The organism is Microcoleus harperi Pol14_C6, assembly GCF_036701295.1.
In the GTDB taxonomy this organism is placed as follows: Bacteria; Cyanobacteriota; Cyanobacteriia; order Cyanobacteriales; family Microcoleaceae; genus Microcoleus.
This window is the reverse complement of sequence record NZ_JAUBQN010000031.1, coordinates 52,425-74,170: the sequence shown is the minus strand read 5'-3', so window position 1 is coordinate 74,170 and position 21,746 is coordinate 52,425. Positions and strand designations below refer to the sequence as shown.

Below are 21,746 nucleotides of genomic sequence, written 5' to 3'. Positions count from 1 at the left end.
CTTTCCCATAATTGTACGCTCGCATGAGCGATTAACTACACCCCATTATACAAGTCCGGTGCTACCGGACTTGATATCATAATCCCGAAAATCTGAGATTTTCCCCTCCAAATACCTTTGAATATATTTTCCGGCGATTTGGGCACCATCCATCCCGTGTCTAATTCCCTCGCCACCCAAAAAATTTACTGTCGAAACACTATCGCCGATCGCAATTATATTATCCTTGCAATAAATATCATTCAAACCACGACTGTACTTCAGCATTAAACCGTGTTTGTCAAGAATTTTATAATTTTTAGACTTCAGATATTCATCAATCAGTAAATCAATATATTTTTTCAGGGGTGGCAAATGCCTCAGCGTTTTCTGCTCTAAAAAAATTCGGGCAGCACCAACTTTCAGCCTATTTTGTTCCATTGGAAATATCCAAGAATAACCTTTAGGCATCCATTTATCACCCACAAATAAGATTAAATCGCTGCTGTATTTATTGTAAATTTCTGGTTCTACTTCAATTAAATATTCGATTCCGGTTCCAGAAAAAAAATCTGGCTTATCATTCTTTTTTTTGTAGATAATAGCCCTAGCAAAGCCAGTAGCATCAACCAATACTTTAGTGCTAACTTTGATAAATTTACAGTCGGATAACTGTTTAAATTCGACTGTTGTTTCGCCCTTGCTTTGTGAATGTCCGGTGTAGCGATAACCCAGCCAAACTTCACCGCCAAATCGCTAAACTTCGCTGGTCAAAAATGCTCTAAATTTAGCAAAGTTGAGAACAACTCCCAAGCTTTCGGGAGACTCCCAAGTTTGACTGACTTTGCTAGTTTCAATAGTAAGTTTGTGCCAAAAACTGCCGATAACGGATTCAGGTAAATCGAATTTATAGAGGGTTTATAGAGGCGTGGCGGCGCTAGAAAAGTCATTTTTATTAAAATTGTCGTTTTGCTCTGCCAGCAAGACTTGGTTACCAGATTTAGCTAGAACTCTCGCGCAGTGTCCGCCTGCGGGACCTGCTCCTACTATTACTATGTCAAAACTTTTTAAAGTCATCTTGCTTTTAACTCGCTTCCAATGTCAAAACAGCCGCACACATATCAACTACTAATCGCCGAGTTTTCAGCCACTGGCGGCCGATTAAAATTTAAGGTACGATTTGGTTTCACGTTAGTCATTGTTTTTTCTCCCTTATGCTCAAGTATTTCTTCAATCCTGCTGCTGGGAGCTAGAAGGGTAAGGTGCGCCTAGCGCACCCTACAATTCTAGCTATTTACACGCTAACAGGAGACTGTTTGCGGGTGAATGTTGCTAAGATGCGATCGCACATTTGCGACGGATTTAATCCCAAACTGGCAAATGATTGTTCAGGCGTTGCATGATCTACCAATGTATCGGGTACACCCAACCGCATCACTGGAACAACAACATTATTGTCCAACAAAGCTTCGGCTACTGCTGAACCAAAGCCTCCCATCAAACATCCTTCTTCCATTGTGACAACTTTGCCGATTCGCTGTGCTAAAGGCAAGATTAATTCGGTGTCCAAAGGCTTGACAAAACGCGCATTGATCACAGTTGCTTCAATACCGTGCTCGCTCAGAATCTGGGCGGTTTGCATTGCCGGATAAACCATTGAACCGTAACCCAAAATCAGCACATCGTCGCCGTTGCGGAGAATTTCGGCTTTGCCGATCGGCAATTCTTCCCAACCTTCCTCCATCAAAGGTACGCCGTAACCGTTGCCGCGCGGGTAACGCATAGCGATCGGGCCGCTGGTGTGGTTGATTCCGGTGACGACCATCCGCTGCAATTCTGCCTCATCTTTTGGTGCCATAATTGTCATATTTGGCAGACACCGCAAGAAAGAAATGTCGTACATTCCTTGGTGGGTGGGGCCGTCAGCGCCGACTATTCCGGCGCGATCCAAACAGAAGAAAACGGGCAAATTTTGGATACAGACATCGTGAATTATTTGGTCATACCCCCGCTGCACAAATGTCGAGTAAATTGCCACAACCGGGCGCATCCCTTCGCAGGCTAAACCAGCGGATAAAGTCACGGCGTGCTGTTCGGCAATTCCGACATCAATGTACTGTTTAGGCAATTTTTCATGAAGTTTATCCAGACCTGTTCCGGTTGCCATTGCAGCGGTAATGCCGACAATTTTGGGATTATCTTCTGCTAGCTTGACCAGGGCGTGGGCAAAGACTTTCGAGTAAGCTGGAGGCTTGGGTTTAGTGGAGGGAATGCCTTTGCCTGTAGCTAAGTTAAAGGGATTTTGCGCGTGATATCCTACTTGGTCTTTTTCGGCGATCGCATATCCTTTGCCTTTCACCGTCACAACGTGAACCAACACCGGCCCTTGAATGGTATGAGCTTGTTTGAAAGTAGTAATTAACTCTTCCAAATTGTGTCCATCTACCGGGCCCATGTAAGTAAAGCCCAATTCTTCAATTACTGCTCCTACTTTCGAGACTGCTAAGCGTTTCATCCCTTCTTTGAGGCGTTCCATTTCTGGAGTAAAAGTTTCGCCTACAAAGGGAATGTGTTTGAATTGTTCCTCTAAGTTATCTTTGAGAAACTGCACTGGTGGCGACAATCGCATCTTGTTCAAATAGCGGGTAATTGCGCCGACGTTGGGGGAGATTGACATCTCGTTGTCGTTGAGCACAACTAACAAATTGGTTTTCGGCATATGGCCCGCGTGGTTGATCGCTTCGAGTGCCATGCCGCCCGTCAATGCGCCGTCGCCGATGACTGCTACAGTTTTAAAGTTTTCCCCCTTGAGGTCGCGCGCCATTGCCATTCCTAATGCTGCGGAAATGCTTGTGGAAGCGTGACCTGCGCCGAAGTGGTCAAATTTGCTCTCGCAGCGCTTGAGATAGCCTGCAACGCCGTCTTTTTGGCGCAGGGTGTGGAAGTGGTTGTAGCGGCCGGTTATCAATTTGTGAGGATAAGCTTGGTGGCCGACATCCCAAGTAACTTTGTCGCGATCGAGGTCGAGTGTTTGGTAGAGTGCTAAGGTCAGTTCGACTACACCCAATCCTGGGCCGAGGTGGCCGCCGCTAGCAGCTACAGTTTCTAAATGCTTTTCTCGAATTTGTCGGGCAATTTGTTCGAGTTGATGAATCGAGAGGCCGTGTAATTGGTTTGGGTGAGTCAGTTCGCTCAGATGCATATTTTAAAATCTTGCTCCTGTGAATCAGGACGAATCCTTAACAGATATAGGTTGTGCCTGCGAGGTTGGGTACGCGCAAACGTTAGAATAGTTTAACGGTTATTTGAGAAAAACTGTTAGGCGTAAGATTTTTGTTATTTTTGGCCTGGTAATTATAGTTAATAAATTGTGCGCAGTCAATATAAAAAAAGCTTATGTTGTTAGTTCATAATCGCTAATTGTTAGCTGCCTGGAGATTATCAAACATTTTTAACTACTTTTTGTAGTGATGGCTGACTTTTTAGCCCTCTTATTTCTGCAAGCAGACTATGATACAAAATCATTAACTGTGATGGGAGCATCTCATATTTGTAAAAACACTTCTTCTGGCTCCTGCCTTCTGCCTTCTGCCTCCTGCCTCAAAACTCCAATTTTTAGCTTGGCTGCTTTCCTTGAGATGATCCCACTGTGATTTATATAGCATAGCTGATGTCAAGTCATTGGTAACAAGTTAGAAATGAGTAGATTTTGTCAACACTTCTAAGTAGAGAAAAAATTAACTAATAATGATAATTAAAAAAGCGGAAAGGTTGGACTAGCCCAATTAAGGCGCTTATCAATAAATTGTCAAATAGTTTTCACACGCCCGCGAGAAAATTATCTAATACCAAATCCGGGTTAATTACCTCTAATTTATGACGACCGGGGCCAAAAGCAGCCATACGATCGCGGGAGGGACACCCAAGCTAGGCAAAATATTCACTTGTTTACCAACTGTCAAGCGAGCTGTATTTATTGAAGTTGGTGACAATTTTTCTTAAATATTTGCCTCAAAGGTTCTATTTTTTGAGATCACACAAGCGAGTGAAGTTTCGGCAGGGTCATCATCAGGATTGAGCGATTGTGTAGGTAAGCTCAAAAGACTCGAAGATTTACCACAATGGCCGTTGGTCGGAAAGAAAGAACACGGGGACTCAAGTCCCCCGCGTCGCTTCTCTCTGGGGTCTGAAGACGCGATCGTTTCCCGCATCCCATATTACTTTTATGAAAAATTCTGCTTAATTCAATCTCCCTTACTCCCGTGATGGCGAAGGAGTTCCCCCTTCTTCGGGCGCCGGAATTTCCGAAGGACTCGATTTGGGCGACGGCGAGGGACTCTCGCTATCGGGCGGCGGAATTTCTGCAGGAGTCGATTCGGGCGACGGCGAGGGACTCTCGGCCCCGGGGGAGGGGATCTCCGAAGGACTTGGGGCGGGAGTTTCCGGCGGTGGCGGAAGTGGTGCGGGATCTGGCTGGCGGCTTTGGAGGCTTTGCACCCACAAACCTAAACCGCCGCCGGCTAATATCAGCCCCAACACCCCCAGTAGGGGCAGCGGAAGCTTGGATCGCCGTTTTTGAACGGGTTCCGGGGCGGGGGCTGTTTCGGGGTACAACAACTGTTTGGACGATTCTGAAAGCTGAGATTCTGGAATCCTCCCGGACTTCTGGAGGGATCGGGGCAGGGACGGCGGCAGCGACACCGAGGCTGCTGACACCGAGGCTGACACTGGCGCTGAGGCCACCGCCGGATCAAACAGTACCAATCTCTCCGGCGACATCCGACAGTGAGTCGCCACCACGGAGGTGTTGTCATAACCGTTTTTCTCGTTGGCGAGACGAATCCAAGACTGAACAGCGGCTTCCAAAGACATTTTACCCTCGAGCACCTCTGGGCCGTAATTCTCCCAAGATTTCTCTACCCAGTCGTTGTCGCTCAAACCGTCGGAACACAGCAGCAGTAAGCCTTCCTCTTCGACAATAAATCGCTGAATCGTCGGGCGCAGGAAATCACCGTCCCGCGTGCCCAAAGCTTGAGTCAGGGCCCCTGCATCGGCTCGCAGTTGAGTTTCCCAGTACAAACAGTGTCCTAGCTGGACTTCCCTTGAGGCTACGTCGTCGTCCACAGTCAGCCGGTGACAGTAATTTTTGCCAATCCAATAAGCCCGGCTGTCTCCAACATTGACTAAATAAAGTTCGTGACTGTTATTCGAGGGCAAATCCTCGGAAATTTTCACTTTTTGAGGCAACTGGAGGGCCATCACCAAAGTCGTCCCCATCCGCTGGCGCAACTCTTTTCCCTGCTCGTTATTTTGAGCGGAAATCACATTATTCACCACTTTCACTATTTCTTCGAGTTGCTTGATGACCATTGCTGGCGTCATCAACTCTTCTTGTTGAGCAATTTCTGCGAGCAAATTTTGGATTAAAGCTTTCAGGGACTGCACGGCTAATTGACTGGCAACTTCTCCTCCTTCGTGGCCTCCAACCCCGTCGCAAACCATTGTCAAGTAAGGAATTAGTTTGTCATTCCCTGAACTTTTGCTAGATTGAAAATCAGCAGCAACCGGATAGCAACTGTCTTCATTTTGGGAGCGCTGCGGCCCGGTATCTGTCATGCCGACTACTTCTAAGTGCAGAGGCAATTGAGCGGCTTGTTCTAATAGTAAATCGTTTAGTTCCAGGGCGATCGCGTCGAAATTCATGCTGCTGCGGCGCATAAACTGACAAATCTCTCCGAGTTTCGACTGCACCTCGGGTTGCGCTGATTCTACCAAACCTGACCACACATCTCCCAAATCCCGCAGCGTTGGTACAAAATTGCCGCGGTGCAGTTCCAGCAGGCGTACCCGCCAACCTTCCACCCGCAAATTTTCCGGTACTAGCAAACTCGAAGCGACTCCCTGTTCCGATAGTGGCGCCCACAGTTGGAGCATTTGCCACAGCCAGTAAACTTGGCGCGCGGCGCTTGTCCCAGACCAAGATTCTAAAATAGAAGGATACAGGCGACCGAAATTATTGATGGGCACATTTTCCAACAAGAGCACCTCTGTCGCTTCCGGTGCTTCCTGCAGGGAACAAAAACCGTATACTTCCGGCGTATGCAGCCGTTGGGGATACAAATGCAGGTAAGGCATAATGCTATCCGGCAGTTGTTCAGGGACGCTGGGAGGCAAAGCTGGTCGGCTGTCGAGCCAGATTTGAGGTGCAATGACAAAGTATCGATCGGCTATTACCTTACCCGCAGGCACTTCCTCGGCTGCTTGTCCCACCACCCACACATAGCGATAAATTAAATCCGTTTCGCACGCTGCACAGTGCTGGCGGCCAAAGGTATTGCGTGGATCGGCACAGCTAAGATTCGGGCAATAAATGGGTTCGGAGAAACTGCTGATCATATCGAAATAGTTTGTGTAAAAACATTCTGAAGATATATGATTCGCAAGCCCAAATTCATGAGCTTGAGAATAAACTGATTTTAGCCCCTATCAATTTCTTAACTGCCTTTGGGCCCGTAGAAATTGTAGTTTCTGCCAGTCTGCACCGGCTTAAATTGTAATTTAAGTTACTAAACTCAGACTTGGAGTACGATGGAAGCCTCAACCTGGTACCGCGGCGCGAAAAAGCGCTCTGAGGGCTTGCAAGTGGCAAACCCTTGCAGAGTCAGTTGTTGGCATTTCTTAAATCTTAAATTTCCAATCTAAGATCTAAATAGTATCACCTATTCTTTTTATGATCTGGACTCCGACGCTCCTTTGGCTGCTAGCTGGGTCTTTGCTGTGTTTGGCAGAGCTATTTCTCCCGACTGCTTTTGTCGCTTTTGTGATGGGACTGAGCGCCTTCGCCGTAGCTGGATGCTCTCTAGTTCTACCTTACGTTAATTTACAAATATTCCTGTGGATGGTATTTTCGACAGTTTTTGTGCTGCTGTCTCGGCGGTTGATACCAAAAGGCAAGGCAAGGGCGATCGCAGATTCTCAGGAAGCAAAAACTTTAACAGAAATTCCCCCCGGAGAAGCCGGCCGAGTCATTTATGAGGGGAATTCTTGGCAAGCTCGCTGCGAAGACACGAACGCCACCATCCCCCCCAACCAAAACGTAATTGTCGTCGGACGGAAAGGCACTACTCTGATAGTTGTGCCAGAAAATCTCTTGCATTCTTAAACAAAATGCGTAATTAATCACAGACAGTTAGTAGTTAATAATTAGTGATTGGGCATCATTCATTAGTCAGTGGTCAACAGTTAACATTTAAGAGTCAACACTTATAGGAGGCGACCGTGGAACAAATTTTTTTACTCGTATTTTTAGCTTTAGGCGGCTCAGCCGTCGCAGGTTCTGTCAAGATTATCAACCAAGGAAATGAAGCATTGGTGGAAACTTTAGGTAAATACAACGGCAAGAAACTGGAACCAGGTTTGAATTTTGTCACGCCATTTCTCGATCGCGTCGTGTACGAGCAAACAATTCGGGAAAAAGTCTTAGATATTCCTCCGCAAGCTTGTATTACCCGCGACAACGTTTCCATCACCGTTGATGCTGTGGTTTACTGGCGCATTGTAGACTTGGAAAAAGCTTGTTACAAAGTAGAAAATCTCCAGTCCGCAATGGTAAATATGGTGCTGACTCAAATTCGCGCCGAAATGGGTCAACTGGATCTCGAACAAACCTTTACTGCTCGTTCTCAAATTAATGAAATATTGCTCAGAGATTTAGATATTGTTACCGATCCTTGGGGAGTGAAAGTAACGCGGGTAGAATTGCGCGATATTATCCCTTCTAAAACTGTACAGGAATCGATGGAATTGCAGATGGCAGCCGATCGACGCAAGCGGGCGGCAATTCTGACATCCGAGGGCGAACGCGAGTCAGCAGTTAATAGCGCCAAAGGTAAAGCTGAAGCGCAAGTTCTGGATGCAGAAGCGCGCCAAAAAGCGACTATTTTGGAAGCGGAAGCTCAACAAAAGGCGATCGTCCTGAAAGCTCAAGCAGAACGCCAAAGTCAGGTTTTGAAAGCTCAAGCTACTTCTGAGGCCTTGCAAATAATCGCCAAAACTCTGCAAAATGACCCCAATGCCCGGGAAGCTTTACAATTTTTGTTAGCTCAAAACTATCTGGATATGGGTCTAAAAATTGGCACCAGCGACAGCAGCAAGGTGATGTTTATGGACCCGCGCAGCATTCCCGCTACGCTGGAAGGAATGCGATCGATCGTTGGGGAAGGTAATAATAATGAGGTCAAAAAGTAGGGAGCATCTCATATTTGTTAAAAAACTTCTTCTGACTCTTTCCTTCTGACTCTTTCTTCCTGCCTCAAAACTCCAATTTTGCGCTGGGCTGCTTTCATTGAGATGCTCCCAAAAGTATCTATTTAAACATCGATAAGCTGTTGCGGTATTTAAATTGTCTGTCCCAAAAAATGAAAGTCTTGTGGTGTCCCGCCCTGAATATACAATTTAAATCCGCGACAGCTTCTTCAGGCAACTTCTCTTCGCCGTTAACCTAATAACTCGACATAGTTAAAACGATCGCCTCCCTATCTCCCAACACCAAACCATACTCCAAACCCTCAACAACCGCTTGATAAGAAGCATCCAAAATATTACCAGAAACCCCCACAGTCGTCCAGCGGTCTTGACCGTTACTAAACTCCGCCAACACGCGAGTTTTAGCAGAAGTTCCCGCACACCCGTCCAGAATTCGCACCTTATAATCTGTTAAGTTAAAATCAGTAATTGCCGGATAAAAATTCCGCAAAGCCTTCCGCAAAGCCGCATCAAGTGCCGAAACAGGCCCGTTTCCTTCCGCGCATTCCAGAATATCTTGACCGTTAACAGTCACTTTCACGGTTGCTAAAGAATTAACTGTCTCCTCCTTACCTTTATCGCAGTGAACTTGAAAACCTTTGATTTCAAATAAATGCTTGCGCTTTCCCAAAGCCTCCCGCATTAACAATTCAAAAGAAGCCTCAGCACCCTCAAATTGATATCCCTGACTTTCCAAATCTTTCAATTTTTCTAGAATTTGGCGACAAGCAGGATTTTTGCGATCGAGATCCATGCCAAAAGTGCGCGCCTTCGCCAAAACATTGCTCAAACCGGCTTGATCCGAAATCACAATTCGCCGCCTGTTGCCAATTTTTTCCGGTTCCAAATGTTCGTAAGTTAACGGATTTTTCTCAACAGCCGATACGTGGATTCCGCCTTTGTGAGCAAATGCCGAAAGACCGACAAAAGGAGCACGATCGTCGGGAGCAAGATTGACAATTTCACTAATCGAGCGACTTACTTGAGTTAATCTAACTAATTGCTCGTCTTCAATGCAATTATGACCCAACTTTAGCTGAAAATTTGGAATCAAAGAACATAAATCGGCATTGCCGCAGCGTTCGCCGTAACCGTTAATAGTTCCCTGTACCATCGTCACCCCTTCCTGGACCGCAGTTAAAGCATTAGCAACTGCAACTCCCGAGTCGTTGTGAGTGTGAATTCCTAACTGCACAGGTACTTCGCGATTGGTTCCTAAAGCTGCTAAAACATCGCGAACAACCTGACTGACTTCGTGAGGCAAAGTACCGCCGTTAGTATCGCAAAGCACCAGCCATTCTGCACCGGCATCCGCCGCCGCTTCTAAAGTTTTAATAGCATAATCTGGATTGTGCTTGTAGCCGTCAAACCAGTGTTCTGCATCGTAAATAACGCGCCTTCCCTGACTCCGCAAATATTCAATTGTATCTCGAATCATCGCCAGATTTTCTTCTAGCGTCGTCTTCAAACTTTCAATAACGTGCAAATCCCACGACTTGCCAAACAGCGTCACCCAGCGAGTACCGGCGGACAAAATAGCCTGCAACATTTCATCATTAGCTGCTGTAGTTCCCGGCCGCCTAGTCGAACAAAAAGCTACCACTTCTGCTTGAGTTAGGGGCTGTTCTTTGAGACGCCAAAAAAATTGTACGTCTTTAGGATTCGCCCCCGGCCAGCCGCCTTCAATAAAGGGAATTCCTAAACTGTCTAACTGTCGAGCAATTCGCAGTTTGTCTTCGAGAGATAAGGAGAGTCCCTCACACTGAGCACCGTCTCGCAGCGTGGTATCGTAGATCCAGAGCCGATTTGTCATGGGAAATTGCGATCGAGAAATTGGTAATATATCACTTACCATATTAGATGAATTTATTTGAATTTAATGCGATAATATATAGGAAAATTAACATAAATCTAACTGGGGTAAATTGCTGTGGTCAAGGTACAAGCGCAAGGCAAAACATTTGAGTGCGCTCGCGGAGCGAATCTCCGTGAAGTATTGCTCAAAAACGGCATCGATCTCTACAACGGCAACGCCAAAGTCATCAACTGCCACGGCCTCGGCACTTGCGGCACCTGCGCCGTCACCGTCGAGGGCGAAGTTTCCGAGTCCCAGTGGCGCGAAAAAGCCCGACTTTCCGTTCCTCCCCATTCTCCCGCCTCCAACCGCCGTTTGTCCTGCCAAACCAAGGTTTTAGGCGATATTAAGGTGACAAAATATGACGGTTTCTGGGGTCAAGGTTCTGAAACTGTCTGGAAACCCCAAGCATAGATTTTTTGTTAAGGAAGGCAGATAGGACGATCGCCTTGCCAGATAATCTGTAAGACTTGCATAATAATTTTAACTGTAAGGTGTGCTTAGCGCACCTTACCCTAAAGAAAGCCGAGAGGTCAAAAAAGCCAGAAAGTCCATATAAAAGTTAATGAATTCATCTAAAGATATTCTGATTATTGGCGGCGGAATAATTGGTCTTTCGCTAGCAGTTGAACTGAAATTGCGAGGGGCATCTGTCGCGCTTCTCACCGCCGATTCTAAACAACCGACGGCCCGGGCTGCTGCTGGAATGCTTGCCCCGCAAGCCGAACGAATTCCCCCGAGTCCGATGCTGGATTTGTGCTTGCAAAGCCGTGCACTGTATCCCGCCTGGGTGGAACAGCTAGAAGATATTACCGGATTGAAAACGGGATATTGGCGATCGGGAATTCTCGCACCCGTTTGTCAAAATGAGCCTCAAGAAAAGCCACTTTTGTCAAACCTTAATTATCAATGGTTGGACAGAGATACTGTTCGCCAGCACCAGTTTGGATTAGGTCAAGAAGTAATTGGCGGTTGGTGGTATCCTGACGACGCTCAAGTAGACAACCGCGCTTTATTTCGGACGCTTCTGGCCGCAACTAAAGAATTGCAGATTGAGATTATTCAAGGCAATGCCGGGGAAATTATTCGGCAGGGAAACCGAGTTATTGGCATTGAAACAACAGCCGGAAAATTCCAAGCAGACCGTTATGTTTTGGCGGCTGGCCCTTGGTCTGAGCAGTTATTGAATGTTCCTGTTTTTCCAAGAAAGGGACAAATGCTATCAGTATGTGTACCAGAAGATTGTGGAGTTATCCAGCCCCTGCAAACCGTTCTATTCGGGACTGGCATTTATATTGTGCCGCGTCAAGATGGCAGAATTATTATTGGTGCAACTAGCGAAAATGTGGATTTCACGCCGGGAAATACGCCTGCAGGAATCCAAAGTTTGCTAGCAGGAGCGATTAAGTTATATCCCGAATTACAAAATTATCCTATTCTGGAGTTTTGGTGGGGATTTCGGCCGGCTACGACCGATGAATTGCCGATTTTGGGTGCTAGTGCTTGGGAGAATTTGACATGGGCTACGGGGCATTACCGCAATGGAATTTTATTGGCTCCGGTGACGGCTAAATTATTGGCTGATTTGATTGGGAATCAGAACTCTGATCCGTTATTGGCTGCTTTTCATTATTCGAGGTTTCCTGAATCTTGGAAGTTTTAAAATGGTAAATAGTGAGATTTTTTGCTTTTTTTAAGACGAGGAAGATGCGGGGAAAGAGAAACGAAAGTCAACCAAAAGGATATTTTTTGCTATAATCTAATCAGCACAATAGGATTTTGTAAGTTATGACTTTCAGTGATGTGGTCGAGACGATCAAGAATCTTTCTACTGACGAAAAGCAAGAGCTTCAACTGTTGTTGAAGCAATATCTCCGGGAAGAACGTCGCGAAGAGATGTATCAAAACTTTAAGTCAGCGCAGATTGAACAACAAAAAGGTGAACTGAAATTTTTCGCTAACATCAATGAACTCAGAGTAATGATAGAGGAATAATCGTGGAAGTCAGTTTCAGTTCTTCATTCAAGCGTGCTTTCAAAAAGCGGCTCAAAGGCGATGCTGATTTGGAGGCTAGGTTTTGGCAAAAGCTGGAACAGTTCATCAGAGAGCCGTTTGAACCAAGCTTAAAAACTCATAAATTGTCCGGTAGGCTCAAGGAGTTTTGGAGCTTTAGCGTAGATTACGACGAAAGGGTACTTTTCTACTTTACAGAAGATGGAAAAGCCGTGTTTGTAGATTTGGGAAGTCATGATGAAGTATATTAATCGACAGAACAGTTGCTACAGTAATCTGTATCTGTAGGGTGCACAGTGCGTACCTTACCACTGTAACTAGCGCCCCAAACCATTTTTTGGTAAGTATTGAATTAGTTCGCATCCTGTTTTTTGGGTTGGTTTAATTCCCTGCATTTAGCGGCAGCCAAATCGTAAGCATTTTGGTAATCGCTACCGCCTAACATCAAATCGCCGTAATATTCATAAGGTTGATTGCCATAAATCGGCAGCGGGTCGTCTTCAGGATAATCTTCTTTTGATTCTTCTAGGATTGCTTTGAGTTTCTTGACGCTGAAGCGCTGGACTGGGAAGTAATGAATGTCTTGAGCGATGAAACCGAGATGGGGAAAGGTTGGGTCAACAATTCGCTCGTCGAGTTCAATCCAGCTATACTCGATGGGTTTATATGGCACTCCCGGCACGGCTAAAAAGCCTTGAACATACATCGCGCCCTCGGTGGCTAACGCTGCTTTACAGGCGTTGTCAAAGCAGTTTTTACGGTTGCTTTTGATGCGAGTGGCCATTTCAATAGAAAGCGTCTCATCTAATAGTTCGGTCATAACCCATTTCTAGTCGCGTGTGCGATTAGATTGTAGCAAATCCGAGCTATCTCCGAGAACAAAAAACGCAGCCAATTGCGATCGCTCCTCAAATTCTATTCTCAAGGAATTGAGCCAAAATCCTCTGCGGTTCTAGATGTTGTGTCAGCTTTGGTTTCCGGGGTGGGCGGTTTGTCGATCGCCCCTATCACCCTCCCAACGGATAAAAAGCTTTCGGGAGTAGCCCAACTTTTGAACCTGCGATCGAGTTGGGGTAGAACCCGGTACGGTAAAGTGTGGCACAGACGATGCAGGCAAAAATAGCGGCATAAATCAATCACTGAATGGCGATCGTGCAACCAATCAGATTAATGCCTTCTGGTGCAGCAATTTGCTCGGCTGCTGACAGGCTTCACAGTTTTTTCTGCAAACAAAGTTGAGTTATGACGATTCTCGCTGAGACATGGGAATATCCTCGCATTGGTAACAACCGGGAAATAAAGAAAGCCCTGAAAGCATTTTTTACTGGAAATTAGAGACAGATTCTTTATTGCAGACTGTTCCCGCGCTGAAAAATATGGTAAAGTCTGCTACAGTGCTGCGGCAAGAAATCAATGTGAGTTGAAGATAACAAGCCGCAAGGTAGCTTTGGGTATTGACAGAATCTGTTCATTCACCAAAATATGCTGAGTATTGAATACATTGCTTGAAATGGATTTTTAACGCCTGGTGATTTGTCATGTAAATCGGCCTATCAATACACCTGTGAAGTGGCAGGTTGATACCGTTCCGCATCACTTAGAATTCATAACTGAATTGTCGATTAAAGATGATTGCCAACGACAGTCAATAGAGCCATCTCCTCTCTCACATTTATTCAAGTCATGGCTACCTACAATCCCACCCAAGAAATTATTATCCTAATAGGTGACGGTAAACTAAAAATATATTTGCGGGACCGATTAGTAATTACTCCGGCAGTTTGTTATGATAAATTACGTCAAATCTGGGATGAATTTAACCTTGGCAAGACAATCTAAAGGAGGAGCTTATGAACTAAAAATTATCAGCAAATTGGTAAAGTATGGGTAAATTTTCCACCTAAATTCACCCAATTACCTGCAATAAAACAAAACCCAAAATAGCGAACCTCTCCTGATGCTAAGCTAAGCACTTATCCACACACCATAGACATACTAAATGAAAAGCGCGATCAAAAAGTCGGATTTTGTGCTAGCTCCTTATATGAAGAGCAACAACTTTAAAGCTAGTTGCCAAATACTCAATACAGTGGTTCCTTATATATTATTATGGTTTTTAGCATTTAAAGCTGCTGCCATTTCTGTATTCCTGCTGCCGCCGATAATGGTGTTAATGACACTTTTTTCAGGACGTTGTTTCTCTTTGATGCACGATTGCGGACACTATTCTCTTTTTAGTTCCAAAAAAGTCAATCGTATGATGGGTTTTCTGCTAGGTATCATCAATGCGATTCCTCAGTACCCCTGGTCGAGGGGACACGCTTATCACCACAAACATAATGGTAATTGGGATATGTACCGAGGCCCTTCGGCGTTGATATCTACCGAAAAATTTGCGGCGCTAAGCCCATCTAGTCAAAAGATGTATCAGTTACTCAGACACCCCTTGATGCTGTTCCCCGGTGGTTTTTTCTATCTAATTATTAAGCCAAGACTCGCGCTGATATTGGGAACTACGGGTTTTATTCGACATATTTTTGCTTGTCTTAATCAAGATTTTGGCATGGGTTTATCTGGAATCATTGCTTCTTATAAATCAAAACATTGGTATACGACGGCTGAGTTTTGGGATTTATTGTTCAACAATATTTGTGTTGTTGGTAGCTGGATTTCTCTGAGCAACTTACTTGGGTTTGGCTTTTTCTGGAGTGTTTACTCAATTGTCATGACCTGTTCAGCAGCGATATTTATCTGTATTTTCTTTGTTCAGCATAACTTTAACGGTTCCTACGCTCATAAAGCCGAGGGTTGGGACTATATTATTGGCGCAATTGAAGGCAGTAGTTACCTAAAATTACCAACTATGCTCAATTGGTTTTCGGCTGATATTGCTTACCACAATATTCATCATCTCTCGGAGCGAATACCTAACTATAATCTTCAAGCTTGTCACAATGCTAACATTCACCTGCTTGCTAATTCAAAATCCCTGACAATTCGCGATATTCCTGACTGCTTCCAATTCATTCTTTGGGATGCTGATTCAGATAGTCTGCAATCGATTAAATTGTTTCAACACCAACAAGAAATCCCCTTCAGTAATGTAGCTAATTAAAATCGAGGGGCAGTAAATTTGGTGGCTTCTTGCTCCCCAAAATCCTATGGTATCGTTTCCGGTTGCACTGGAATTATATAGAGGACCAGTGCCGTGTCCCTACCCGGATTAATTGTAGGGACGCGGGACACTCGCGGTGTCGAAAGCTGTGGGTAATATTAATTTCCGATGCTACCGGATTTGGTATAACTCAAAGTATCGGTCACTGGTCAATGCAGCAATTCCTCTAATTTTTGCTGGTTCCACAAATACTGATAAAGCCCTGTTTGCCCTACCAATTCAAGGTGAGTGCCAATCTGAACTATTTCTCCTCTCTCCATCACAAAAATGCGATCGGCACTAGCCGCCGCCGACATTTGATGCGAGATAAAAATTACCGTTTTGCGATCGGTTCCCGTTGCCAAGTTTCGCAAAATGTCGGTAGCAGTTTGATTGTCAACGCTGGAAAGAGCGTCATCCAAAATTAACACCGGGGCGTCAACTAACAAAGCGCGAGCAAGTGCCGTCCGCTGCCGCTGTCCGCCGGATAAAGTAATGCCGCGCTCGCCAACAACTGTTTTGTACTGCTGCGGAAAGTTGAGAATTTCGGCGTGAATTTGCGCTTGTTTTGCCGCGGCTTCAATCTGTGGCTGTTCCGCTAAAGGGTTTCCGTAGCGGATGTTATTCTTGATGGTAGTGCCGAACAGAAAACTTTCTTGCGGAACGTAGGCGATCGCCCCGCGCAATTGGGTCAATTTTACCTCGGTAATATCCTGTCCGTCTAAAAATAACCGACCCGGAGCGATGTCCAGCAGTCTGGGCAGCGCATTAGCTAAAGTTGATTTTCCCGAGCCGATCGCCCCGACAATTGCGACAGTTTCGCCCGGTTTTATGGTAAAATCAACATCTTTAAGTGCGGGTGTATTAGCGCCGGGATAAGTATAATTTAGATGGCGGGCCACCACTTCGCCTTTGACTGGAGTTGGCAGTTCATCTGCATCGGCAGCATCCTTAATTTGCGGTTCCACAGTCAAAATTGATTCAATGCGATCGACACTCACTTCTCCCCGCTGGTAAGCAGTAATGGTGAAACCCAACAGGGCCGTCGGAAACACCAAACGCTCGACATAAATCAGCAAGGCCACAAAATCGCCAATGCTAATTTGACCATTAGCAATTGCCCCCCCACCAGCAGAAAGCAGCACCAACAAACTGATGCTTGCCAAACCGCCCAGCAGCGGAAAAATAAAGTTTCTAGTTTTTGCTAATTCCAAATTTGCCGATAGCAACTGTGCGTTTGAATTGCGAAAAGCTCGGCGTTCGTTTTCTTCTTGAGCGTAAATTTTAATTACGGACATCCCGCTCATATCTTCCTGAATTAAATCGCTCATCGCCGACAATTCCTCTTGTACGGCTAACTGTTGGATGCGAAGTTTGTCGCTAAATAACTGCACCAAAACCAGCATTAAAGGATAAACTGCGATCGCCAACAGCGTCAGCCGTACATTAATCCCCAGCATCACCGGCAAAGTCAAAGCATAAGCAAAAGCTGTATTCGCCAAACTCAGCACCGCAAACCCCACCAAGCGCCGAATATTGTCCAAATCTGAAGTAGCGCGGTTAATTAAATCTCCTACCGTATTGGCTGCAAAATAAGATGGTTCTAATGTTAATAAATGATTAAATATTTGCTGTTTGAGGTCAAATTCGACTTGACGCCCGACGCCAAACAGCAAAATCCGCGACGCCATCCGAATCACCCACATGATTGAGGCGAGAATCAGAATTAGTGCCACGAAGTTGAACACTTGGTCAAATTTAGTCGCAATTTGCAGAGTGTCAACTGCATTCCGAATCAGCAGGGGAATGTAAACGCCCACAGCATTGACAACTAATAGCGAAAAAACGCCCCAGAATGTTGGTTTCCAGTGCGGGCGCATATAAGAGCCGAGTTTTTGCAGTCGAGAATAACGAGCCATTTGTTAGTGCGTAATTTGAGATTGATTGAGGAAAGGAAGAAGGAAGAAGGAAGAAGGAAGAAGAAAGAAGGAAGAAGGAAGAAGGAAGAAGGAAGAAGGAAGGCGCAATCTTCAGCTCATGTTTCAGCAATTAAGAACGTCCTAATAGTCTTGGCGGTTGCTATAGAAGGTAGAAGTTTGAAAAAAAGAGAAGCTCTATCGAAAGGTAGATGACCGAAAACACAAGTTAAGAAATTTTTAATAAAAATTCTGCTTTGGGATAACGCGCCATCAAAATTAGGTTTTGACCTCAACCAAAACCTGATTATATCGATATGTAACAAACCACATTATATCTGTGGCGACACGAGATATGTGGGGACACGGCAATGCCGTGTCCTTAGCTACCCGGAACGAGCTCGCCCAAATCCCAATCCGTCCCCGCAATCCCCCCCAGCGTTGAGTCGCGCTACAATCAAAAATCGATCGGCTTAGCACTCAGACTCAGAGAGTGCTAAATTTGCTAATGTAAGCGATTGGAGACAAACATGACCAAAATAGTTGCATTTAGCGACAAATCTCGGCGGGCACTAGAACGCGGCGTCAATCAACTCGCCGATGCTGTCCGCATCACCTTGGGTCCGAAAGGCCGGAACGTCCTATTGGAAAAGAAATACGGCAGTCCCCAAATTGTTAACGACGGTATCACCGTTGCTAGGGATATCGAGCTCGAAGATCCCCTGGAAAATGCCGGCGCTCGCTTAATTCAAGAAGTCGCCTCCAAAACTAAAGATATCGCAGGCGACGGCACAACAACCGCAACGGTTATAGCTCAATCCCTCATTCGCGAAGGTTTGAAGAATGTCGCAGCAGGCGCGAACCCAGTCGCGCTGCGCCGGGGTATTGAAAAAACGATCGCTCACTTGGTGCTGGAAATCGAGAAATTGGCGAAACCCGTCGAAGGAAGCGCCATTGCTCAAGTCGCCACTGTCTCCGCCGGTAACGACGAAGAAGTCGGCGCCATGATTGCCCAAGCAATGGAAAAAGTCACGAAAGACGGCGTAATTACTGTAGAAGAGTCGAAATCTCTGACAACGGAATTGGAAGTTGTCGAAGGGATGCAGTACGATCGCGGATATCTTTCTCCGTATTTCGTCACTAACGGCGATCGCATGGAAGTTGATTACGAAAACGCTCGCATCCTGATTACCGACAAAAAAATTAGCTCGATTCAAGAACTAATTCCAGTTCTCGAAAAAATCGCCCGCACAGGTCAACCGCTGCTAATTATCGCCGAAGATATTGAAGGCGAAGCTTTGGCAACTCTGGTAGTCAACAAAGCCCGCGGCGTATTGAACATCGCAGCAACGAAATCTCCTGGTTTTGGGGAGCGGCGCAAAGCTATGCTTCAAGATATCGCCGTTCTCACTGGCGGTCAACTGATCTCCGAAGAAGTCGGACTCAGCATCGATACCGCAACCCTAGAAATGCTCGGTACCGCCCGCAAAATTACGATCGACAAAGAAAACACGATCATTGTTGCTGGCGAAGAACACAAAGCTGACGTGCTAAAACGGATCGAGCAAATCCGCAAGCAATTAGAAGCGACGGATTCCGACTACGACAAGGAAAAGCTAACCGAACGCATCGCCAAACTCGCTGGCGGCATCGCTGTAATTAAAGTCGGCGCAGCTACCGAAACCGAGCTCAAAGACCGTAAACTGCGTATTGAAGACGCTCTGAACGCTACTAAAGCTGCTGTGGAAGAAGGTATCGTTGCCGGAGGTGGCACGACCCTAATTCACCTGATTACAAAAATAGATGCGATCGCAAATACTTTAGACAGCGAAGAACAAGTAGGCGCTGACTTGGTGAAGAAAGCTTTGGAAGCACCTTTGCGTCAAATCGCTGATAATGCCGGCGTTGAAGGTTCCATCGTCATCGAACGAGTGCGGGCGAGCGAGTTCAACATTGGCTACAACGCTCTCACCGACGTGTACGAAGATATGATTGCCGCCGGGATTATTGACCCGGCTAAGGTGGTGCGATCGGCTTTGCAAAATGCCGGTTCCATCGCTGGTATGGTGCTGACCACTGAAGCTGTGATTGTCGAAAAACCCGAGAAGAAAAAAGCCGGCGGCGACATGGGCGACATGGGCGGCATGGGCGGCATGGGCGGCATGGGCGGCATGGGTGGCATGGGTGGCATGGGCGGCATGGGCGGCATGGGCATGATGTAGTCTTCAGCCATTTGTTTGTAGTCTGTAGAGTGCGCCATAAGCACCATGGATGTAAACAAGCGCATCTTATGTACTACCCGTCTACTGTTTGACGATTAAGGCAGCTTCTCCCCCCGGCATCCCCTGATAGTCCGGGGGGACTTGAAGCTATCCAAGTCTCCTTCTTAAGGGAGATGCAATGGGGATCGGCATTAAGCTATAAGCGATAGTTCTCAGGGATTTTAAGCTGAAGTTGCCACCTATGCAGCGCGCGCCCTCTCGGTCAACTAAAATCCTTCCCAGAAACCGCGTCTCCCCCTCTCCCCCGATCCTTTAAGACGACGGAGTTACATTGTTGCTGTGCAAGTCTTGAGGAGATTGAAGAGGAGATTGAAACAGAGTTTCGAGATAAACTCTCGCAGCTTGGCGATAACTGCGCGAAGCTTCAGGCGTACCGCTATCGGCATTCTGCAACAAAAACAGCGACAGGGCCGCGCAAAATACTCGGTCTAGATCCCATTCGGGATGGGTTTCCAGGTAAGTTTTGAGAGAATCGTGCAGCGTTTCGGGAATTTCAGCAAAAATACTGACTGTTGGGTTCATCATTTTTTTTAGTCTCGCTAATAAATTGAAAACAGAACCCCCCCTTCGGCCGGATACAGGTGCAGGCACAGCCGAAATCAGAGCGCTTTTTTTAGGTCGGTCGCATCATTGTGCGCTATGAGGGGGTGGGTTTGTCAATGTTGCGAAATATTACAAAGTCCTTTAGATAAAAAAAAGGTTTACCAAATAATAAGCTTTTCAGGGCATTTTTTGTTACATATCTTTATGTGTTGGGCGGTTTATGAGGGATTGGGCAGCAAGTTAAGGAAATCCCCAATTCCGCAGCAAGATGCTACCGTGCCGTTAATTTCTGTGGAAAACTTTGTCGCATCTGTGGAAAACCTCAGACTTGCCTGTGGAAACGCTGTGGAATGTTTAGGGAAAAGTCAGGGAAAAAATAAGAATTGCAAAGGGCATGGGGCATGGGCATGGGGCATGGGGCATGGGTAGCAAGTAACAAATGACTAATGACTACTGATTGCTGACTAATGACTTCCTATGTGCCACTCTGCCACTTTTTGGCCGATGGTTGCCAATTCTGTCGGCGGCATTTTGTCGAGATTAGCTAAGATAAAGCTCATGGGATCGATCGACTGAAGTTTTTCCCGGTGGCGCGTTAGGAAATCCCTGTAGGGAAGATCGATCATCGGTGCGGTTGATAGCAGCTTGGTTCTGCCAAAGTTGATCGCCTCATATCCAAACGCCAAAAGTTATCTTTTACTTTTCATGAGGGCTGGTCGTTTATTCAGAAAAATTAATCGGCTGAAAAATCACAAATCCCAACTCATAATTTATCCGCTGGTGGCGAGAACGTACTAGAGCATAACATTGATTTCCAAAGATAGGGAAACCGACCAGCAAATTTAAATTTTATGTCGGTGTATCCTTCAGATGTTAATAACTTGGTCAGCGTCTCTACTGAAAAAAATTTAATGTGACCGTTATCCCAAAGAACGGTAAAATGTTTATCTAGTTTGCCAGAAACCGCTAAAGCCAGATTTTTTAAGTAGCCGTGATAGGGTGTGGAAATAATTAGTTTTCCTCCCGGATTGAGGCATCTTTTGGCAGTTCTTGCTAGTTCTTTAGGATAAAGCAAGTGTTCGATTACTTCAATAGCTAAGACAACATCAAATGAGTTCATAATATCGGTATTTGGGAGGTCGTAAATATCTGCTTGGATAAACTGACAATCGGGGAAACTTTGACGGGAGATGGCAATTCCGGGCGCAGAAGTGTCAACGCCGACAACTTCGCAGCCGTGCTCTGCGATAACGTGACTGAGGCTGCCATTGCCGCAGCCGAGATCCAAAACTCGGAGTTTTGTCTTGCTGGTCTGCTGAAGTACCGTCAGCATTTCTAATAGGGGAGATATCAAATAAGCGTGATGATATCTCGGACGGTTGTTTGTGTAATAATACGTATAATTGCTAAAGTTTTTTTTCATCGATTAAGCTATGGAGATTATTGCCGAGACCGCGAATTTACGGAGCGTGGCTACACTGTTTGCGCCAAGGTTCCCCACATTAGGGTTGTCAAAGTCGATCGGCAGCTCGATCGTCTCATTCTTTTTGTTTGAGCGGTGAATTTTGTTACCGAATCAACCGGAGGGCAAAAGAAATCTTTCACAGGGTGCAAAATCTTGCATCGCCCATCTCTCGAAGGCATTCGGAAAAAAAAAGTCCGAGCGAGCAAGAATTCTCTCTGTACACTAGCCGGAAACC

20 protein-coding genes are annotated in these 21,746 nt (G+C 45.8%); 10 read left to right on the top strand and 10 right to left on the bottom strand.

The genetic code is table 11. From position 1 onward, the window contains the following. Nucleotides 1-45: 45 nt before the first annotated feature. The 4 genes from QUA27_RS19850 to QUA27_RS19835 all read right to left on the bottom strand — a co-directional run bounded on the left by QUA27_RS19850 (nt 46) and on the right by QUA27_RS19835 (nt 6,375). Nucleotides 46-612: a geranylgeranyl reductase family protein gene (locus QUA27_RS19850; RefSeq protein WP_333069926.1), complete on the bottom strand. Its 567-nt coding sequence runs from the start codon at nt 610-612 to the stop codon at nt 46-48. 285 nt (nt 613-897) lie between these two features. Further along, nucleotides 898-1,056, bottom strand: a complete 159-nt coding sequence (locus tag QUA27_RS19845; protein ID WP_333069925.1) for an FAD-dependent oxidoreductase — start codon at nt 1,054-1,056, stop codon at nt 898-900. A 217-nt stretch (nt 1,057-1,273) separates the two neighbouring features. Continuing rightward, nucleotides 1,274-3,181, bottom strand: a complete 1,908-nt coding sequence (dxs, locus tag QUA27_RS19840; RefSeq protein WP_333069924.1) for a 1-deoxy-D-xylulose-5-phosphate synthase — start codon at nt 3,179-3,181, stop codon at nt 1,274-1,276. Nucleotides 3,182-4,233: 1,052 nt separating this feature from the next. After that, nucleotides 4,234-6,375, bottom strand: a complete 2,142-nt coding sequence (locus QUA27_RS19835; protein WP_333069922.1) for a protein phosphatase 2C domain-containing protein — start codon at nt 6,373-6,375, stop codon at nt 4,234-4,236. A gap of 334 nt (nt 6,376-6,709) precedes the next feature. On the opposite strand from QUA27_RS19835, the gene QUA27_RS19830 reads away from it, so the two are divergent. Both QUA27_RS19830 and QUA27_RS19825 read left to right on the top strand, forming a co-directional pair. After that, nucleotides 6,710-7,141 carry an NfeD family protein gene (locus tag QUA27_RS19830; RefSeq protein ID WP_333069920.1) on the top strand — a complete coding sequence of 144 codons (432 nt, stop codon included), beginning with the start codon at nt 6,710-6,712 and terminating at the stop codon, nt 7,139-7,141. Between the two features lie 116 nt (nt 7,142-7,257). After that, the gene (locus QUA27_RS19825; protein WP_333069919.1) at nt 7,258-8,226 is read left to right on the top strand and encodes an SPFH domain-containing protein; all 969 of its coding nucleotides are present in this window, start codon (nt 7,258-7,260) and stop codon (nt 8,224-8,226) included. A 253-nt stretch (nt 8,227-8,479) separates the two neighbouring features. On the opposite strand, the gene cimA is transcribed toward QUA27_RS19825, so the two are convergent. Next, nucleotides 8,480-10,138 (bottom strand): citramalate synthase, encoded by a 1,659-nt coding sequence (gene cimA, locus QUA27_RS19820; RefSeq protein ID WP_445251528.1) that lies wholly within the window; start codon nt 10,136-10,138, stop codon nt 8,480-8,482. A gap of 75 nt (nt 10,139-10,213) precedes the next feature. On the opposite strand from cimA, the gene QUA27_RS19815 reads away from it, so the two are divergent. From QUA27_RS19815 to QUA27_RS19800, 4 genes are all read left to right on the top strand, one after another. Then, a complete protein-coding gene (locus tag QUA27_RS19815; RefSeq protein WP_333069917.1) occupies nt 10,214-10,552 on the top strand; it encodes a 2Fe-2S iron-sulfur cluster-binding protein in 339 nt (112 codons plus the stop codon). Nucleotides 10,553-10,703: 151 nt separating this feature from the next. Further along, nucleotides 10,704-11,801 (top strand): glycine oxidase ThiO, encoded by a 1,098-nt coding sequence (gene thiO / locus QUA27_RS19810; RefSeq protein WP_333069915.1) that lies wholly within the window; start codon nt 10,704-10,706, stop codon nt 11,799-11,801. Nucleotides 11,802-11,926: 125 nt separating this feature from the next. Next, the gene (locus QUA27_RS19805; protein ID WP_015177124.1) at nt 11,927-12,133 is read left to right on the top strand and encodes a hypothetical protein; all 207 of its coding nucleotides are present in this window, start codon (nt 11,927-11,929) and stop codon (nt 12,131-12,133) included. A 2-nt stretch (nt 12,134-12,135) separates the two neighbouring features. Beyond that, a complete protein-coding gene (locus QUA27_RS19800) occupies nt 12,136-12,402 on the top strand; it encodes a type II toxin-antitoxin system RelE/ParE family toxin (protein ID WP_333069914.1) in 267 nt (88 codons plus the stop codon). A 101-nt stretch (nt 12,403-12,503) separates the two neighbouring features. Here QUA27_RS19800 and QUA27_RS19795 read toward each other — a convergent pair whose 3' ends face one another. Continuing rightward, entirely contained in the window at nt 12,504-12,971 is a 468-nt protein-coding gene (locus QUA27_RS19795; RefSeq protein WP_333069913.1) for a hypothetical protein, read from the bottom strand. 75 nt (nt 12,972-13,046) lie between these two features. Between QUA27_RS19795 and QUA27_RS19790 the strand changes: the two genes are divergently transcribed. Then, nucleotides 13,047-13,274, top strand: a complete 228-nt coding sequence (locus QUA27_RS19790) for a hypothetical protein (RefSeq protein WP_333069912.1) — start codon at nt 13,047-13,049, stop codon at nt 13,272-13,274. Nucleotides 13,275-14,150: 876 nt separating this feature from the next. Further along, nucleotides 14,151-15,266, top strand: coding sequence for a fatty acid desaturase (locus QUA27_RS19785; RefSeq protein ID WP_333069910.1), 1,116 nt, complete (start codon nt 14,151-14,153; stop codon nt 15,264-15,266). 209 nt (nt 15,267-15,475) lie between these two features. Here QUA27_RS19785 and QUA27_RS19780 read toward each other — a convergent pair whose 3' ends face one another. Beyond that, on the bottom strand, nt 15,476-17,224 hold the full coding sequence (locus QUA27_RS19780; RefSeq protein ID WP_333069908.1) for an ABC transporter ATP-binding protein: 1,749 nt from the start codon (nt 17,222-17,224) through the stop codon (nt 15,476-15,478). Here QUA27_RS19780 and QUA27_RS19775 point away from each other — a divergent pair. Both QUA27_RS19775 and groL read left to right on the top strand, forming a co-directional pair. Further along, entirely contained in the window at nt 17,201-17,437 is a 237-nt protein-coding gene (locus QUA27_RS19775) for a hypothetical protein (protein WP_333069907.1), read from the top strand. The two genes, QUA27_RS19780 and QUA27_RS19775, sit on opposite strands and share 24 nt — an antisense overlap. 314 nt (nt 17,438-17,751) lie before the next feature. Next, entirely contained in the window at nt 17,752-19,443 is a 1,692-nt protein-coding gene (gene groL, locus QUA27_RS19770; RefSeq protein WP_333069905.1) for a chaperonin GroEL, read from the top strand. Nucleotides 19,444-19,755: 312 nt separating this feature from the next. On the opposite strand, the gene QUA27_RS19765 is transcribed toward groL, so the two are convergent. The 3 genes from QUA27_RS19765 to QUA27_RS19755 form a co-directional block, all read right to left on the bottom strand. Further along, nucleotides 19,756-20,025: a DUF2811 domain-containing protein gene (locus QUA27_RS19765; protein WP_333069928.1), complete on the bottom strand. Its 270-nt coding sequence runs from the start codon at nt 20,023-20,025 to the stop codon at nt 19,756-19,758. Nucleotides 20,026-20,510: 485 nt separating this feature from the next. Further along, complete coding sequence (locus QUA27_RS19760) at nt 20,511-20,732, bottom strand: hypothetical protein (RefSeq protein WP_333069903.1); 222 nt, start codon at nt 20,730-20,732, stop codon at nt 20,511-20,513. Nucleotides 20,733-20,809: 77 nt separating this feature from the next. Beyond that, on the bottom strand, nt 20,810-21,469 hold the full coding sequence (locus QUA27_RS19755) for a class I SAM-dependent methyltransferase (RefSeq protein ID WP_333069902.1): 660 nt from the start codon (nt 21,467-21,469) through the stop codon (nt 20,810-20,812). Between the last annotated feature and the right edge of the window lie 277 nt (nt 21,470-21,746).

Bases quoted from the DNA above. Each gene is read 5' to 3' on its own strand.
- QUA27_RS19845 (WP_333069925.1), bottom strand. From the start codon at position 1,056: ATGACTTTAAAAAGTTTTGACATAGTAATAGTAGGAGCAGGTCCCGCA.
- dxs (WP_333069924.1), bottom strand. From the start codon at position 3,181: ATGCATCTGAGCGAACTGACTCACCCAAACCAATTACACGGCCTCTCG.
- QUA27_RS19835 (WP_333069922.1), bottom strand. From the start codon at position 6,375: ATGATCAGCAGTTTCTCCGAACCCATTTATTGCCCGAATCTTAGCTGT.
- QUA27_RS19830 (WP_333069920.1), top strand. From the start codon at position 6,710: ATGATCTGGACTCCGACGCTCCTTTGGCTGCTAGCTGGGTCTTTGCTG.
- cimA (WP_445251528.1), bottom strand. From the start codon at position 10,138: ATGGTAAGTGATATATTACCAATTTCTCGATCGCAATTTCCCATGACA.
- thiO (WP_333069915.1), top strand. From the start codon at position 10,704: ATGAATTCATCTAAAGATATTCTGATTATTGGCGGCGGAATAATTGGT.
- QUA27_RS19805 (WP_015177124.1), top strand. From the start codon at position 11,927: ATGACTTTCAGTGATGTGGTCGAGACGATCAAGAATCTTTCTACTGAC.
- QUA27_RS19795 (WP_333069913.1), bottom strand. From the start codon at position 12,971: ATGACCGAACTATTAGATGAGACGCTTTCTATTGAAATGGCCACTCGC.
- QUA27_RS19785 (WP_333069910.1), top strand. From the start codon at position 14,151: ATGAAAAGCGCGATCAAAAAGTCGGATTTTGTGCTAGCTCCTTATATG.
- QUA27_RS19780 (WP_333069908.1), bottom strand. From the start codon at position 17,224: ATGGCTCGTTATTCTCGACTGCAAAAACTCGGCTCTTATATGCGCCCG.
- groL (WP_333069905.1), top strand. From the start codon at position 17,752: ATGACCAAAATAGTTGCATTTAGCGACAAATCTCGGCGGGCACTAGAA.
- QUA27_RS19765 (WP_333069928.1), bottom strand. From the start codon at position 20,025: ATGAACCCAACAGTCAGTATTTTTGCTGAAATTCCCGAAACGCTGCAC.
- QUA27_RS19755 (WP_333069902.1), bottom strand. From the start codon at position 21,469: ATGAAAAAAAACTTTAGCAATTATACGTATTATTACACAAACAACCGT.